The following is a 15,257-nucleotide window of genomic DNA, read 5'->3' on the forward strand; positions in this document are numbered from 1 at the left end:
CGTCCCGCCCATCGCATATGGCTGGCCGAAACGGACTCATACCTCGGTATGGGTCCGGGCCGCCGAACCGGTCCGTGGCGTCCCGACCCCGGTCCGATGTGCGGTGCGGCCCCCGCGGCCAGACTCGTCGGGTGATCGACGTCCAGAACCTGACCAAGCGGTACGGGCCGGCCACCGTGGTGGACGGCCTGACCTTCACGGTGCGGCCCGGAGCCGTCACCGGCTTCCTCGGCCCCAACGGCGCCGGGAAGTCGACCACCCTGCGGATGCTGCTGGGCCTGACCCGCCCCGACACCGGAACCGCCCGGATCGACGGGCAGGCCTACGGCGAACTGACCTACCCCCTCCGGCACGTCGGCGCCCTGCTGGAGACCTCGGCCCCGCATCGCGGCCTGACCGCGCGCGACCATCTGCGCTGGCTCGCCCAGAGCAACCGGATCGCCCCCGGCCGGGTCGCCGAGGTCCTGGAGGCGGTCGGGCTCGCGGACGCGGCCCGGCGCCGGACCGGCACCTTCTCCCTCGGCATGGGCCGGCGGCTGGGCCTGGCCGCCGCGCTCCTCGGCGACCCGCCCGTGCTGGTACTCGACGAACCGGTCAACGGCCTGGACACCGAGGGCATCCGCCGGCTGCGCGACCTGCTGCGCTCGATGGCCGCCGAGGGCCGTACCGTCCTCATCTCCAGCCATCTGATGAGCGAGATGGCCCTGGTCGCCGATCACCTGGTCGTCATCAGCGGGGGCCGGCTCCTCGCGGACACCGAGATGTCGGACTTCATCGAGCGCCACGGGCGATCGTACGTCCGGGTCCGCACCCCCGAACCCGACCGGCTGGCGCGGGAGTTGACGGGCGCCGGGGCCACCGTGACCCGAATTCCCGGCGGTGGCCTGGACGTTGTGGGCCTGGCGGCCGCGGACGTCAGCCGGATCGCCGCGGCAGGCGGCTTCCCGCTGGACGAACTCGGCACCCACGCCGGGTCGTTGGAGGAGACCTTCCTCGACGTCATCGCAGCCGGCACCCTCGGCACGAAGGGCGGGAACACCCATGCATGAGACGCTCGCGGCCGTCCGCGCCGAGACCACCAAGCTGCGCGGCATCCGCGGCACCCAGCTCGCGCTGCTGCTGTTCGCCGCGGTCAGCGTGCTCATCGCCGCCCTCGACGGCTGGTCCGCGAAGAACGCGCTGGAGTCCGACAACCCGAGCCTGCGTTCCGACTTCACCCCGGAGCAGGCCGGTCTCGACGGCGTCCTCTACGGCCAGTTGGCGCTGATCGTGTTCGGTGTGCTCGTCGTCACCAGCGAGTACACCTCCGGCATGATCCGGGTCTCGCTGCTCGCCGTACCCCGGCGCGGGCGGCTCTACCTGGCGAAGACGATCGTCACCGCCGGCGCGGCGATGGCCGTCTCCCTCCCGGTCACCGTTGTCGGCTACCTGGTCACGCAGGCGGCCCTCGGGTCCCACGGTTCCTCGCTCGGTGCGAGCGGTGTCCCTCGCGCCCTGGTCGGCGCGGTCGTCCATCTGACCCTGATGTGCCTGTTCGCGGCCGGTATCGCGGCGATCGCCCGCAACGCCGTCGTACCGCTGGCCGTGCTGCTGCCGATGGTGCTCGCCGGAACGCACATCCTGTCCCTCATCGGCGCGACCAAGGAGATGGCCCGGTACTTCCCCGACCAGGCGGGAAACGAGCTGCTCACCGTCCGCTCCCCGCACACGGCCTTCGGCTTCACGGTGCTGCTCGCCTGGACGCTCGCCGCCCTCGGCTGGGGCTGGCTGCGCCAGCGCCGGTGGGACAGCTGACAGGACCGGCAGGGGACATCTGCCCCATGCCCTGGGACAGCCCGCCCCGTAGCCCTTGGGACAGCCCGCCTCCACCCGGTCGTGCGGCACGACGCTCGGCGCGGTGGCCGACGGCACGGCGGAGCTGCCGCTGGACGTGGCGTGAAGTGCCTTGCTGGTCGGGCGAGTTGACGAAGAGGCCGGGCTAACATGCCCCACACCACCAAGTTCCACGAGCGGACGAGGAACCGGAGAACACGCATGGCCGAGGCGATCCGGGTGCTGATCGCGGACGACCAGGCACTGCTGCGCGGGAGCTTCCGGGTCCTCGTCGACTCCACCCCCGGCATGGAGGTCGTCGGTGAGGCGGGCGACGGCGCCGAGGCGGTCCGGCTCGCCCGCGAACTCGCCCCGGACGTCGTCCTGATGGACCTCCGGATGCCGGTCCTCGACGGCATCGCGGCCACCCGGGAGATCTGCTCCGACGAGACGCTGACCGGTGTCCGGGTGCTGGCCCTGACCATGTTCGACATGGACGAGTACGTCTACCCGGCCCTCCAGGCGGGCGCCGGCGGCTTCATGCTGAAGGACGCCTCACCGTCCGACCTGGTCGACGGCATCCGGGTCATCGCCACGGGCGAGGGCGTACTGGCCCCGACGGTCACCCGCCGCGTCATCGCCAACTTCTCCCGCCGCGGCGAGACCCCGCGACCCGCACCCCGCCTCGTCGGCCTCACCAAACGCGAACACGAAGTCCTCGTCCTGATCGCCAACGGCCTGTCCAACGCCGAGATCTCCGAACACCTCACCATCAGCATGCCGACCGTGAAAACCCACATCGGCAGCCTTCTGGCCAAACTGCCCGCCCGGAACCGCGCACAGCTGGTCATCATCGCGTACGAGAGCGGGTTGGCGGAGCGGGGGATGCCTACGTGAGGGCGGCGAGCGGGGCACGGAGCACGCCGTAAACCCGCAGGACAACTCCCGCCCCCGCCCACCACAATCCACCGGCAACGCGTACGACGCGCTCGCCTGTCTCTTCGGGGTGCGCAACTCCTACGGGTTCCGGCCGCCGGCCGAGGGCGGGGGCTGCCGGTGGACGCGTCCGGCGAGGTGCGCGCCGCCTTCGCCGGGTACGGCGGGCCCGACCACGTCCACAGCACCACCTGGATCACCGGGGACGAACTGGCCGACGCCGACCGGGACGAGACCGACCGTTCCGGCTACGGAACCTTCGCCGTGTCCACGGGCTCAGCAGCCGTCCCCTCCGTCTCCGCCAACGCCCGGTTCCGCCGCACCGACGACCAGAACGACCAGCCGATCAGCACCACGCCCACCAGCCCCGTGATGACCTCGTTGATCTGGTACTGGATGGTGACCATGAGGATCACCGCCAGGGCGCCGATCGCGTAGTGGGCGCCGTGCTCCAGGTAGACGTAGTCGTCCAGGGTGCCCTGGCGGACCAGGTACACCGTCAGGGAACGGACGTACATCGCTCCGATGCCCAGCCCCAGGGCCATCAGCACGATGTCGTTGGTGATGGCGAACGCGCCGATCACGCCGTCGAAGGAGAAGGAGGCGTCGAGGACTTCGAGGTACAGGAACATGAAGAACGCGGCCTGGCCTGCCAGTACCACCGCCGAGCGCTCGCTCTCCCGCTCCCGTTCCTCCTCCGCCTCCAACCGGTCCTCGAAGAAGCCCGAGAGGCCGCCGACGATCATGTACGTGATCAGGCCGGCGATGCCGGAGATCAGGACCGTCTGGGCCTTGTCCGCGTGGGCGCCGCCGTGTTGGTGGGCGTGGGCCGCGAAGGTGAACGAGGTGATCAGGAGGACGATCAGGGCGATGCAGACCGACAGCATGTCGACCTTGCCGAGCTTGGCCAGGGGGCGTTCCAGCCAAGCCAGCCACTTGATGTCGCGGTCCTCGAAGATGAAGTCCAGGAAGATCATCAGCAGGAACATGCCGCCGAAGGCCGCGATCGCCGGGTGAGCGTCGGTGACCAGCTGTTGGTAGCGGTCCTTGTCGGTCAGGGCCAGGTCCACCGCGTCGAACGGGTTCTTCTTCGCCGTGACCGCGACGATCACCACCGGGAAGGCGAGGCGCATCCCGAAGACCGCGATCAGGACGCCGATCGTGAGGAAGATCTTCTGCCAGAAGGCCGACATCTTCTTCAGGATCCCGGCGTTGACCACCGCGTTGTCGAACGACAGCGAGATCTCCAGGACCGCCAGGATCGCGATGACGCCGAACGCCGTCCAACCGCCGTACCAGACTCCCAGGGCCAGGCCGAGCGCGGTGACCGCGAACGACCAGCGGAAGGTCTTCAGGAGCACGGGTTGCCCCTTCCTGTTGTCGCGCGGTCGCCCGCGGGCCGGGCACAACAGCCCTGACCATCATCGGCGTTGTCTACCACGACCGCCTGTCGTACAGGTGACGGGGGCAGGCTCGCGGGGCGCGAAAAGGGCCCCCGACCTTCCGGTCCGGGGCCCCGAGCCGACACGTCGCCGCGCCGTCACTTCTTCGGCGGCACCTTGCCCGTCGTACGCAGCGTGCCCACCGTTTTGAGGAGGCGGTCCGCCGGGTCGCGCAGGGACTGGTGGGCCAGGACCGTGTTGCGCAGGCCGCGGACCGGGCGGCGCCAGAGGCGGTGGGCCGCCGCGACCGGGTGGGGGCGGGTGGCGAAGCCCTCGGCGACGCGCAGTTCGCGCGTCTTGAGCCAGTCCTTCCACTCCTTGTCGCCGCGCCCCAGGTCCATGAGCCGTACGCCGTGCCGGCCCGCCTCCTCGGCCATCCTGAGGTGCATGATCAACCCCGGTGAGTAGTACCGGAGTTCGGGGTCGTACGCCGTGAACCACGCGGCGAACAGGGTGCGGGACGTCGGGCCGAAGTGGGCCGCCACGGGACGGTCCCCGGCGTAGAGGACCGACAGAATGCCGGTGAAGTGTTCCTCGCGGACGTGGAACAGGTGGTCCACCAGGTCCACGATCCACGGGCGCGCGAAACGGTCCATGCGGCCGGTCCTGCGGTACTGCGCCGACTTCCAACGCATCAGCGTGTGCAGGACTTTGGGGTCGCGTTCGTCGTAGACGAAGCGCATCTCACCCAGGTCGCGGCCGAGGCGGCGTTCCTTCTTCAGGGTCGTCTTGGCGATGCCCGGGTACGCGCCGCGCAGCCACTCGGGGTAGGGGACCTCGCCGTCGCCGTCCTTCAGGTCGATCACCGGGGACGCGAAGGTGCCGGTGACATGGCGGCCGAACGGCTGTTGTTCCTCGACGAGATGGTCGAACTCGAAGACCGACAGGCCGCAGGCCCGCAGGAGTTGCTGGACGTCCCAGGTGACACCGGGCCGGTGCACCAGTGCCTGGCAGTCGGAGAGGCCGAGGCCGATGGCCCGGCCGACGCCGACAGGGTTGCGCTCGTACGGGAAGAAGCCGACCGGCTCCCCGCCCTCGTGCAGAACCGCCACCTGCGCACCGCCGCGGTGGCGGCCGACACCGTCCGCAAACTCCGGTGCCAGGAAAGGGTTCGCATAGTCCGGCGACTCGTCCATCGCCTTGTGCCAGGCCTGGCGGAGCGTGGTGGTGAGCTCCTCCGGTCTGTGGATCGTGATGTCCGCCTTACCGGCGGATCGCATGGATCGCATGGGCGACCGTCCCCCCACTTTCCCCCACGACGCGTCGTCCGCGTCCTGCCTACGTATCCCAAGGTACGACGAGACACGAACAGTTCGGCAGGGCTCAAACGTCGCGAAACAGTACGGACGCTGTCAAGGATGCCTGTGGTCACGGAAAAGTACGGATCGCCCAGCCGGTGTCGATCAGGACACGCCGGCTGCGGCGGTCACCGGCCGGTCCTGCCGAGCGTGTGCCGCCAACACCAGTGTCACCGCGACCGATGCGGTCGCCATCAGGGTCATCGCCGTTCCAGGAGAGGTCAGTTGGGCCGCCGTGCCCGCGAGGGCCGCGCCGACGCCCTGCATGGCGAGCAGGCCCGCGGAGCGCAACCCGAGGCTGTGGCCCGCGAGTTCGTCGGGGGTGAGCTCCATCAGGCGCTCCTGAAGGACGAGGCTCGCACCGTAGCCGACGGAGCCGACGCACACGGCGATCGCCGCCCACGGCATGCCCGGCCGCAGCGCGAAGAACAGGTACGGCGCGGCCAGCAGCAGGCGCAGCGGGATGTCGAGGCGGGTGCGCAGAGCGGGCGGTACGAAGCGGCCGAGGGTCAGGTCGCCGACGAACATGCCCAGCGCCGCGCTCGCGAACAGCGTGCCCGCGGACCCGGAGTCGTAGGGGACGTAGAGGGATTCACAGCCGACCACCAGGCCGTTGGGGACCCACAGGCCAAGGAAGGTGAGGCGGCGGGGGCGGGAGGACCACAGGAGGGCGTTCGTGCGCCAGGTCGCCGAGACCGAGGGGCGGCCGGTGGAGCGGGGCGGGCGGGCGGTCAGGCCGAGGCGGACGACGAGGGCCGTGGTGGCGTAGAGGGCCCCGGCGAGGAGCAGACAGGCGCGCGGGGAGAGGAGGGTCAGCAGGGCGCCGCCCGTCGCGAAACCGGTGACCTGCATCAGGCCGGTGGCCATGTTGAAGACCGAACGCCCCAGCAGGAAGCCGTTCTTGGGCAGGATCTCGTTCAGCAGGCCCCCGCTCACTCCGCCGCCCAGCGAAGCGATCAGGCCCTGCACGAACACGACACCGAAGGCCGCCCCGATCGGCAGGCCGGGCAGCGCCAGCAGTGCCGTACAGGCGGCGAAGGCGGAGTTGATGCCGGCCAGGGCGGCGCGCGGGGGCAGCTTGTCGGAGCCGGAGAGGAAGAGGGTCGCGCCGAGCAGCTGGGCGAGCTGCGGCCCGAACATGCTCACCGCCGAGAGCAGCGGCGAGTTCGTCGCCCGGTAGACCAGCGTGGCGAGCGCCAGCCCGCTGATCGTCTGGGCCGCGTTCTGGACGGCGTAGGAGAAAAAGAACGGCGTGTACTCGGGGACACGGAAGAGCTCGCGGTAGCTGCGCATGGGCGGAGTCTGCGAGAGCACGCGCGGGGGTCGTATTCTTTCGCGTGGAGACGAAACGCCGGGGGTGCGGATGGGATGGTGGCAGATCAACGCCGACACCCTCGCGCGGAGCCGGTTCGTGCTGTCGTCGTTCACCGAGACCTTCGCCTCGCTGAGACTGCTGCACACAGGTATGGCCGCGCACCCCGGCGAGCAGCTGTGGCTGCGGGACCATCTGCCGGGCTACCGGCGGCTGTTGGCGGCCGATCCGGTCACCGGGCTGCTGGTGCGGGCGGGCCTCGGACGGGACTGGACCGCCGACTTTCTCGCGCCCGCACCGAGGGACCGGGAGCCCTTCGAGGCGGCCGTCGCACGGGTGCGGGCGGCACCTCCCGCCACCGCGCGCGCGAACCTCACGATCTCCCTCCGCGGCCCGCTCCCCGCCGCCCTGGAGCGCGACGACCTGCCCGAGCGGGCGGCCCAGCTCCTGGAGTACGTGTGGGAGGAGACCGTACGGCCGTCCTGGGAGCGGCGCCGACGCGTCCTGGAGGCCGATGTGGTCGCGCGGACCGCGCAGGTGAGCCAGGGCGGCTGGGCGACCGTGCTGGACGCGCTGCGGCCGGGGCGGACGCGGTGGCTCGGGGAGAACCGGCTCCAGGTCAATCTGCACGAGTATCCGCCGCGCGAGATCTCCGGCGCGGAGCTGGTCTTCGTGCCGGTGACGTCGAACGGGGCGAGCGGCGGGTGGGTGTCGTGGGAGGAGCCCGACCGGTACGCCATCGTCTACCCGTGCGCGGGGGCGCTCGCCGACCATCGCGGGCGGCCGGTGCCGGCGGCCCTCGGCGCGCTGCTGGGGACGGCCAGGGCCGGGGTGCTGGTGCTGCTCTCCGCGCCGATGAGCACCAGCCAGCTGACCGCCGTGACCGGGCAGGCGCTGGGCTCGGTGGGGCGGCATCTGCGGGTGCTGCTGGACGCGGGGCTCGTGGAGCGGCGGCGGGCGGGGCGGTCGGTACTGTATTCGCGGACGGCGGCGGGGGAGGTCGTGGTGAAGGCGGCGGGGCTGTGAGTACAGGGGTGGGTGGGCCTGTAAGCACAGGGGTGTGCGGGCCCGTGAATACAGAGGCTCATGGCCCCGTGGGGAGAACGACATTTACCGGAGTTAGCATCCGGTTATGACGACTACAGAGAACACGGGTCCCCTCGGTGTCGAGATCGGGTCGCTCAAGGGCGGCTCGGCGGACCTCTCGCAGTACGCGGGCAAGGCCGTCCTCGTGGTGAACGTGGCCTCCAAGTGCGGACTGACCCCCCAGTACACGGGCCTTGAGCGGCTCCAGGAGCGGTACGCGGCGCAGGGCTTCACCGTGCTGGGCGTGCCCTGCAACCAGTTCCTCGGGCAGGAGCCCGGCAGCGCCGAGGAGATCGCCGAGTTCTGCTCGGCGACGTACGGCGTGACCTTCCCGCTGACCGAGAAGGTCGAGGTCAACGGGGACGGCCGGCACGAGCTGTACGAGCAGCTCGTCGGCTTCGCGGACGGCGAGGGCCACACCGGTGACATCCGCTGGAACTTCGAGAAGTTCCTGATCGGCCGCGACGGCAAGGTCGTCGCCCGCTTCTCCCCGCAGACCGAGCCGGAGTCGGCGGAGGTCGTGGCGGCGGTGGAGACGGCCGTCGCCTAGGACTGTCGCAGGCAGGTGTTGACCTTGCCCCTGGGGCAGGGCTGAGCGTCCTTGTCGCCGGGCGGACAGATACCGCCCGGTGACGGAGGATGGCTGAGGTGGACGCTGTGGACTCTGCGGACGACGAACTGCTGACCATCGGCGCGTTCGCGGCGCGGGCGCGGCTTTCGGCCAAGGCGCTGCGGCTGTACGACCGGCTCGGGCTGCTGTCCCCGGCTCATGTCGACGAGGTCAGCGGTTACCGCTACTACCGCGCCGACCAGGTCGAGCGGGCCCGACTCGTGGCGCTGCTACGGCAGTTGGACATGCCGCTGGCGCGCGTCGCCGAGGTGGTCGAGGCCGACGGGACCGACGCGGCGGAACTCCTCGCCGTGTACTGGACGGACGTCGAGACCCGGATCGCCGGGCAGCGCACGCTCGCCGAGTACCTCCGTGCACGCCTTTCGGGGAGGAGCTCCGAGATGCACGGAAAGTTCGTGGTCGAGACGGTCGAGGTACCGGAACAGGTGTTGATCACCGAGACCCGGCACACCCTCGCGGACGAGTTGCCGGCCTGGATCGGCGCCTCCCTGGGGCGACTTGAGGCGGCGGCGAGGGAGTGTGGGGGCGTGAGCGGCACGCCGTTCGTCGTCTACCACGCCGAGGTGTCGATGGAGAGCGACGGTCCGGCCGAGTCCTGCGTGCCGGTCGCCGACGAGGCGGCGGCGCGGGCGTGGGTCGCGCGGCAGGGGCGGGCCCGGCAGACAGCGGTGCGGGTGGAGCCGGCCCGAACGCTGGCGTACACCCGGATCACCAAGGCGCAGGTGGCCCATCCGCAGATCGTGGCCGCGTTCGAGGCGGTGGAGCGGTGGGTGGCCGCGGAGGGGCTGCGGTACGCCGGGCCGTGCCGCGAGGTGTACTTCGCTGACTGGGACGCGGCGGGCGCCGGGGATCCGGTGTGCGACGTGGCGTTCCCGGTGGAAGAGGCCCAGTCCCGGTAGTCGTGGAACGGGCCCGGTGGCCGCGTGGACATGGCCGAGCCCCCTCGGCCGGGACGGCGGGCCAGTCGAGAGGGCTCTTTCGGTGGTGCCTATGAAATTGTGAGTGCTCATCCGTCACGCGAGGTCGGCAGCCCCCCGGCCGACCTCAGCCACGAAGGCGTTCCACGAGCCGGCGGGAAACGCGAGCGTGGGGCCGTCAGGGGTCTTGGAGTCCCGTACGGCCAACGCCGCGAGAGCTGGGGACTTGACCTCGACACAGGCGCCGTTTCCGGCCGAGTACGAGGACTTGATCCAGTTGTCCGTGGCGCCTTGCTGAATTGCCATTTTTGCTCCGGTTATGCCAGTTGATGAGTTGCTGTCACCGCGCCTCACGTCCGGCCACGAGCGTTCCGGACGTACAACACGGTTTGCGCCAAAGCCTGTTGCTCGATGGCGTGATCGACGCTACTCGCCAACATCGGCGCGCGAAGCGGCCATTCACTCGACCGGGTGGCATATACCCCTGGTGTCTTCCATCCCGATCGGCGGAAGGTGTAAGGTGCGGCACCTTCCGCCGCTGGGGCCCCTCAGCGCACGTTCAGCGCGCGTATTCCTTCGCGATGTCCGCGATGAACTGATGGGACTGGTCCACGTTCAGGGCCTGCGCGCGCAGGTGCTCGTACATGACGCTGTACTTCTGCACATCGGCCGCCTTCTCCAGGTACAGGTCGCTGGTGACGCCCTCGATGTAGACGACGCTGGAGTCCGCCGCGTCGGGGAACTCCAGGATCGCGTACTGGCCGTTGAGACCCGGGTGCGCGCCCACCTCGTACGGCAGCACCTGCACGGTGACGTGCGGGAGTTGGGACATCTCGGCGAGGTTCTCCAGCTGCTCGCGCATGACCTGGCGGCCCCCGACGACCCGGCGCAGGGCCGCCTCGTCCAGCACCGTCCACAGCCGCAGCGGGGACTCCTCGGCGGAGACCCGCTCCTGCCGGCGCAGCCGTACGTCGACGCGCTTCTGGATGTCGGTCGGCGAGGTCTCGGGCAACGCGCCCCGGATCAGCGCCTCGGCGTAGGGCCGGGTCTGCAACAGGCCGGGGATGATCTGCGGCTCGTAGGCCCGCAGGCTCGCCGCGTCCGTCTCCAGACCGATGTAGACGCTGTACGGGATGTCGCCGAAGGAGTGCCACCAGCCTTGCTGGCGTGAGTCCTTGGCCATCTGCATGAGCGAGTCGACGATGCGGACGTCCTCGACCTCGTAGACCCCGCACAGGTCGCGGACGTCGCGCTGGCTGATGCTGCGCCGCCCGTTCTCCAACCGGCTGATCTTCGACTGCGACACCAGCAACCGCTCGGCGACCTCTTCGGCCGTCATGCCCTTGAGCTCGCGGAGCCGACGCAGCTCCTGGCCCAACCGGCGTCGCCTGACGGTGGGATTGACACTTGACGCCACGGGAACGTGCACCTCCGGCTGCATGCCTCTACTTGGCAGTGCTTGTTGCTGCTCACTGCTACTTGCCGCTACTTGCTGCTCACTGCTTGCCACTTTGCGTATCTGCTGTTGAGCAGACTGCCACCAAGATGGTTTCTACCGCTGGGAAACGGTGGATATGCGGCAGGTACGAGCCAGGTTCGGGTTGCCGAAGGCGGCCGTAGATGCGGCCGAGCGGGGTGGAGTGACGTTACGTCTACTCCACCCCGCTCGGACCAGCGGCTCCCGAACCGGGTCTTGGGGACTGGCGGTGCGGCGTGCGTGTACTGCGGTCGTGCGGTGGTGCGTTGGCGCCTTGGTGCCGGTCGTACGACGGTCGTGCGGTGGTGCCGGTCGTGCGAACTGCTCCGCGGTGTTGGCGCGTCCCGTGGGACTGCGGCTCAGTGAGCCACGGCGCGCGCCATGGTGCCGCGGTGCGGTTGCATCGGAACACCACGAGCCGGTTCCGGTGGCCTTGATCCGGGCGCGGCCTGACGGCCGGCCGGGGCCGGGCTACGGCGTGGCTGTGCGGCCACTCCGTTCTGGACGTCCATCACGGCGTGCGCCACGAGTCCGCCCATGGGGTCGTGCCTGATCAGGTCCCGCAGCCGGGAGCGGGACGAGCGTCCCTCATTACCCGGATACAGGTGTTTGCCGAGACCGACCGCGTGCGCCAGTGCGGCGAGCGCGGCTGTCCGCGGATCCGGCGGTACGCCGGTGCGGATCGCGGAATCGAGTCGGCCCCTGATCTCGCGGCTGATCTCGTTGTCCGTCGCTTGGTAGCGAGTCGTCGGCAGCACCCCGCACATCTGTCCCGCCACGGCATGCACCATGCCGCACCGCTCCAGATGCGAGAGGTAGGTCTGGCGAAGTCCCAGTCGGGGCCCGCCAATCCAGTTCACCGCACGTACGGGAGCGCCACGCCTTCGCAGCAACTCCAACGCGCAGTCCAAAGTTGGATCTCCGGTCGGCCGTGGCACGACCACGGCGATACGATCCCCGTCTGGGGCTATCCGTCCGGCCAGCGCCAGCTCCACTAGCTGTGCTCCGGCCAGACCGAGGTCGAGCGACTGCGGCTGTGCAGTGGTACCCGTGGCCGGGTCCAATGCCAGCAACAGAAGCTCTTCCGGAAGAGTTCTGCGGCTCCTGCCCATCCATGCCTCCCCGCGTGGATGAATGACAGGGTGACCCCTCTCACATTGGTCTGTCGAGGGTGCGTGACCGCTTCGTGATGGAACCGGCAGGTATGTCGTTCTCGTCTACCGCAGGGGTTAAGCCCGCACACAGGACACTGGTACATGGTTCGGACAGCGGTGTTGATGCGTTGTCCGGACTGCGGGTAAGAGATTTTCCAGCTGACTTCCAGCTGATTTTCCAGCTGTTTTTGTAGCTAACTCGGTTATCTCGGTCGGTTCGGTTGACGCACGCGGCGCGTGCGGCGCATGGAGGAGGCATCGGTGGCGGGCGAGTCCCCCGACAGGTCGAAGCAGCGCGAGTCGTCGGGAGAACCGACGCCGGGGAGCGCGAGTCCGGTTCCTGAGGCACGGGGTGAACGGGACCCCCGGCTGGCGGTGGCCCGAGAGGCCACGACGCCGGCCACGGCCGCCCAGGGCGGGGGCGGGAGCGGAGGCGTGGACACGGCGACGAAGGTGTTCTCGATCCGGGAGTTGCGTGCGGCGGAGGCGGAGGCGGAGGAATCGGCCGAGGCCGGCGAGGGCACCACCTCCGTCGATTCCGAGGAATCCGAGCCCACCAGCACGCAGAACCCTTCCGCCAAGGGGGGCGCTGGGGGCGATTCCCGGTTGCGTGAGGCCGTGGCGGCTTGGGTGGCGTCGGCGGACGAGTCCGGGGAGGCCGATGAGCCGGCTGCGTCGGACAGGGCGGCTGCGTCGGACGGGGCGGACGCGTCTGACGGCTCGGATGCGTCGGATGCGTCTGACAGCTCGGAGCGGGTTGCCGACGCCGAAAGCCCTGAGGTCGCAGAGGAAGCTTCCGCTGACGAGGACGCCGAGGGAGACCCTGAGGAGCCCGCTGAAGGCGCGGAGGCCGAGGACGCGAGGGAAACGCCCTCGACCGGCGCCACGGACGCGGAGACCGCCGAGGACGCCGTTGAGGCCGGTGGTGGCGGCTCTGGGGCCACTGACGGCTCCGGCTCCGGCTCCGGCTCCGGCGACAGTTCCGGCGACAGTTCCGCCGAGGTCGAGCCCGTCGACGGCGACGAGACGCGCGACGCGGCTGACGCCGAGGCCGAGACCGAAACCGAGACCGAGACCGGCGACGACGTGACCGAGGTCGATCAGGTCGCCGACGCGGTCGCGGACGCACGCACGGAAGCCGCTGACACCGACTCGGGCGATGCGCCTGAGGACGCGGTTCCTGAGGCGGGCAAGTCTGCTGCGGCCGAGGTCGGGGAAGCCGAGGCGGACGACGCCGAGGCCCACGCGGGCGCCGAATCCAAGGCCGCCGAAGGCGACGCGACCGGCACACGGCCTGACGACGCCAAGCCTCACACCGAACCGGAAGCCGCCGAAGGCGACACGGACGCGGACGCAGAACTCCCGGCCGCAGCCGCCGACCCCGAGCCGAACCCCGAGCCGAAAGCCGCCGGCGACGGGCCCGCCCCACAGGGGCCACCCGCACCCGACGACGAGACCCGCACAGGCGGTGCGGGTGGGAACACGAAGGCGGCCGAAGGCGAAGCCGAGGCCGTTGATCACCCCACCGCCGTCTTCAAGGCGCCCCGCCCGCCCAAGCCCGCGGTGGACCAGCCAACCACCATGCTCAAGGCCCCCACGGCCCCCACGGCGCCGAAGACCCCCGAGTCCGCCCCCGAGCGCACCAGCAAGTTCGTCGCCCTCAAGCCCCTCGACGAGCCCCGCAGGGACGCGCCCCGCAGGGACACCACCCGCCCCGTCCCCCAACTCGGCCCGGAACACACCACCCAGCAACCGCTCCCCCCGAAGCCCCCGCTGGACCTCCTCGCCGAGCTGACCAACACCCCGCCGCCCCCGGAGACCCCGGTCCGTACAGCGATCCGCAGGGTCAAGATCTGGACCCCGCTGGTCATCCTCCTGGCGATCGTCTTTGCAGTAGTACAGGCCGTACGCCCGCTGCCGACCCCCTCTCTCACCCTCACCGCCGCCGACTCGTACACCTTCGACGGCGACAAGGCGAACCTCCCGTGGCCGAGCGAGGGCCAGGGCTGGATGGACGTCAACGGCATCGGCACGATGGGCGACTTCGGCAAGCAGACGCCGGTCGCGATCGGGTCCGTGGCGAAGGCGATGACCGCGTACATCGTCCTCAAGGACCACCCGCTGAAGGCGGGCACGGAGGGCGAGAAGATCACCGTCGACGCGACCGCCGAGAAGGAGGGCGGCTACGACAAGGACGGCGAGTCCACGCTCAACACCGTGAAGGCCGGTGACGTCCTCACCGAGAAGCAGGCGCTGTCGGCGATCATGATCCCGTCGGCGAACAACATCGCGCGCCTGCTTGCCCGTTGGGACGCGGGCTCCGAGGCGGCGTTCATCAAGAAGATGAACGACACCGCGAAGTCACTGGGGATGACGAACACGACGTACACCGACGCGTCGGGCCTGAAGGAGACCACCGTCTCCTCCGCCGAGGACCAGGTGAAGCTCGGCAACCAACTGGTCAAGATCCAGGCCCTGATGGACATCACCAAGCTGCCCAGCTGGGTCGACCCGTCCGGTCACAAGTGGACCAACTACAACCGCCTGGTGCCCTACAACAACTCGCTCGGCATCAAGACCGGCACCACCACCGCGGCCGGCGGCAACCTGCTGTTCGCCGCCACCAAGGAGGTCGGCGGTGAGACGGCCGTCATCGTCGGCGCGATCCTCGGCCAGCACACCGCGCCGATCATCGACACGGTGAACGCGGTCAGCAAGACGGCGATGCTCGCGGCGCAGGACGCGATGACCTCGGCGAAGATCCTCAAGAAGGGGACCGTGGTCGGGTACGTCGACGACCAGCTCGGCGGGCACACTCCCGTCGTCGTCACCAAGGACGTCGCGGCGGTCGGCTGGGCGGGCCTGAAGGTGAAGCTGTCCTTCGCCCCCGATGCCGTACCGCACACCGCGAAGGCCGGCACCCAGGTGGGCACGCTCACCGTGGGCGACGGTTCGAGCGGTGCCGTCAAGGTGCCGGTCGCTCTCCAGAAGGATCTCGCCGAACCGGCCTTGACGTCCAAGCTGACCCGCCTCGGCTGACCCACGAGGCGCTGCGCGTCACCGCGCACGTCACCGCGTCCCGTCGGCGGGCCCCCACCCGGGAGCCCGTCGGCGGGGTGCGTGCCAGGGCCTGTCCGGCGGATCAGGTCGCAGGAAACGGCGGTACCCTGTGAGCACAGGTGAGCGGGGTCT

The 15,257-nt window shown here is 70.2% G+C and carries 13 protein-coding genes; 7 read left to right on the forward strand and 6 right to left on the reverse strand.

Annotated elements, in window-relative coordinates:
• Window positions 1–131: 131 nt before the first annotated feature.
• From OG588_RS20705 to OG588_RS20715, 3 genes are all read left to right on the forward strand, one after another.
• Entirely contained in the window at window positions 132–1,049 is a 918-nt protein-coding gene (locus OG588_RS20705; RefSeq protein WP_405948588.1) for an ABC transporter ATP-binding protein, read from the forward strand.
• Entirely contained in the window at window positions 1,042–1,794 is a 753-nt protein-coding gene (locus OG588_RS20710; protein WP_405948589.1) for an ABC transporter permease, read from the forward strand. The genes OG588_RS20705 and OG588_RS20710 overlap by 8 nt, the downstream gene beginning before the upstream one ends.
• Window positions 1,795–2,034: 240 nt before the next feature.
• A complete protein-coding gene (locus OG588_RS20715; protein WP_405948590.1) occupies window positions 2,035–2,709 on the forward strand; it encodes a response regulator in 675 nt (224 codons plus the stop codon).
• A 287-nt stretch (window positions 2,710–2,996) separates the two neighbouring features.
• Here OG588_RS20715 and OG588_RS20720 read toward each other — a convergent pair whose 3' ends face one another.
• From OG588_RS20720 to OG588_RS20730, 3 genes are all read right to left on the reverse strand, one after another.
• Window positions 2,997–4,109, reverse strand: a complete 1,113-nt coding sequence (locus OG588_RS20720; protein ID WP_405948591.1) for a DUF475 domain-containing protein — start codon at window positions 4,107–4,109, stop codon at window positions 2,997–2,999.
• A gap of 179 nt (window positions 4,110–4,288) precedes the next feature.
• Window positions 4,289–5,410: a GNAT family N-acetyltransferase gene (locus tag OG588_RS20725; protein WP_019057423.1), complete on the reverse strand. Its 1,122-nt coding sequence runs from the start codon at window positions 5,408–5,410 to the stop codon at window positions 4,289–4,291.
• Window positions 5,411–5,593: 183 nt separating this feature from the next.
• Complete coding sequence (locus OG588_RS20730) at window positions 5,594–6,781, reverse strand: MFS transporter (RefSeq protein WP_405948592.1); 1,188 nt, start codon at window positions 6,779–6,781, stop codon at window positions 5,594–5,596.
• A 70-nt stretch (window positions 6,782–6,851) separates the two neighbouring features.
• Between OG588_RS20730 and OG588_RS20735 the strand changes: the two genes are divergently transcribed.
• The 3 genes from OG588_RS20735 (at window position 6,852) to OG588_RS20745 (ending at window position 9,416) form a co-directional block, all read left to right on the forward strand.
• On the forward strand, window positions 6,852–7,826 hold the full coding sequence (locus OG588_RS20735) for an ArsR/SmtB family transcription factor (protein WP_405948593.1): 975 nt from the start codon (window positions 6,852–6,854) through the stop codon (window positions 7,824–7,826).
• Window positions 7,827–7,932: 106 nt separating this feature from the next.
• Entirely contained in the window at window positions 7,933–8,436 is a 504-nt protein-coding gene (locus OG588_RS20740) for a glutathione peroxidase (protein WP_405948594.1), read from the forward strand.
• 89 nt (window positions 8,437–8,525) lie between these two features.
• The gene (locus tag OG588_RS20745; RefSeq protein WP_405948595.1) at window positions 8,526–9,416 is read left to right on the forward strand and encodes a MerR family transcriptional regulator; all 891 of its coding nucleotides are present in this window, start codon (window positions 8,526–8,528) and stop codon (window positions 9,414–9,416) included.
• Between the two features lie 114 nt (window positions 9,417–9,530).
• Here OG588_RS20745 and OG588_RS20750 read toward each other — a convergent pair whose 3' ends face one another.
• From OG588_RS20750 to OG588_RS20760, 3 genes are all read right to left on the reverse strand, one after another.
• Complete coding sequence (locus tag OG588_RS20750; RefSeq protein ID WP_405948596.1) at window positions 9,531–9,740, reverse strand: DUF397 domain-containing protein; 210 nt, start codon at window positions 9,738–9,740, stop codon at window positions 9,531–9,533.
• Window positions 9,741–9,993: 253 nt separating this feature from the next.
• Complete coding sequence (locus tag OG588_RS20755) at window positions 9,994–10,851, reverse strand: helix-turn-helix transcriptional regulator (RefSeq protein WP_266858089.1); 858 nt, start codon at window positions 10,849–10,851, stop codon at window positions 9,994–9,996.
• Between the two features lie 419 nt (window positions 10,852–11,270).
• Window positions 11,271–12,023 (reverse strand): GPP34 family phosphoprotein, encoded by a 753-nt coding sequence (locus OG588_RS20760; protein WP_026150485.1) that lies wholly within the window; start codon window positions 12,021–12,023, stop codon window positions 11,271–11,273.
• Between the two features lie 477 nt (window positions 12,024–12,500).
• Between OG588_RS20760 and OG588_RS20765 the strand changes: the two genes are divergently transcribed.
• Window positions 12,501–15,104 (forward strand): D-alanyl-D-alanine carboxypeptidase, encoded by a 2,604-nt coding sequence (locus OG588_RS20765; RefSeq protein WP_405948597.1) that lies wholly within the window; start codon window positions 12,501–12,503, stop codon window positions 15,102–15,104.
• Window positions 15,105–15,257 lie beyond the last annotated feature (153 nt).

The sequence above is a fragment of the Streptomyces prunicolor genome (assembly GCF_045162825.1).
Lineage (GTDB): Bacteria > Actinomycetota > Actinomycetes > Streptomycetales > Streptomycetaceae > Streptomyces > Streptomyces prunicolor.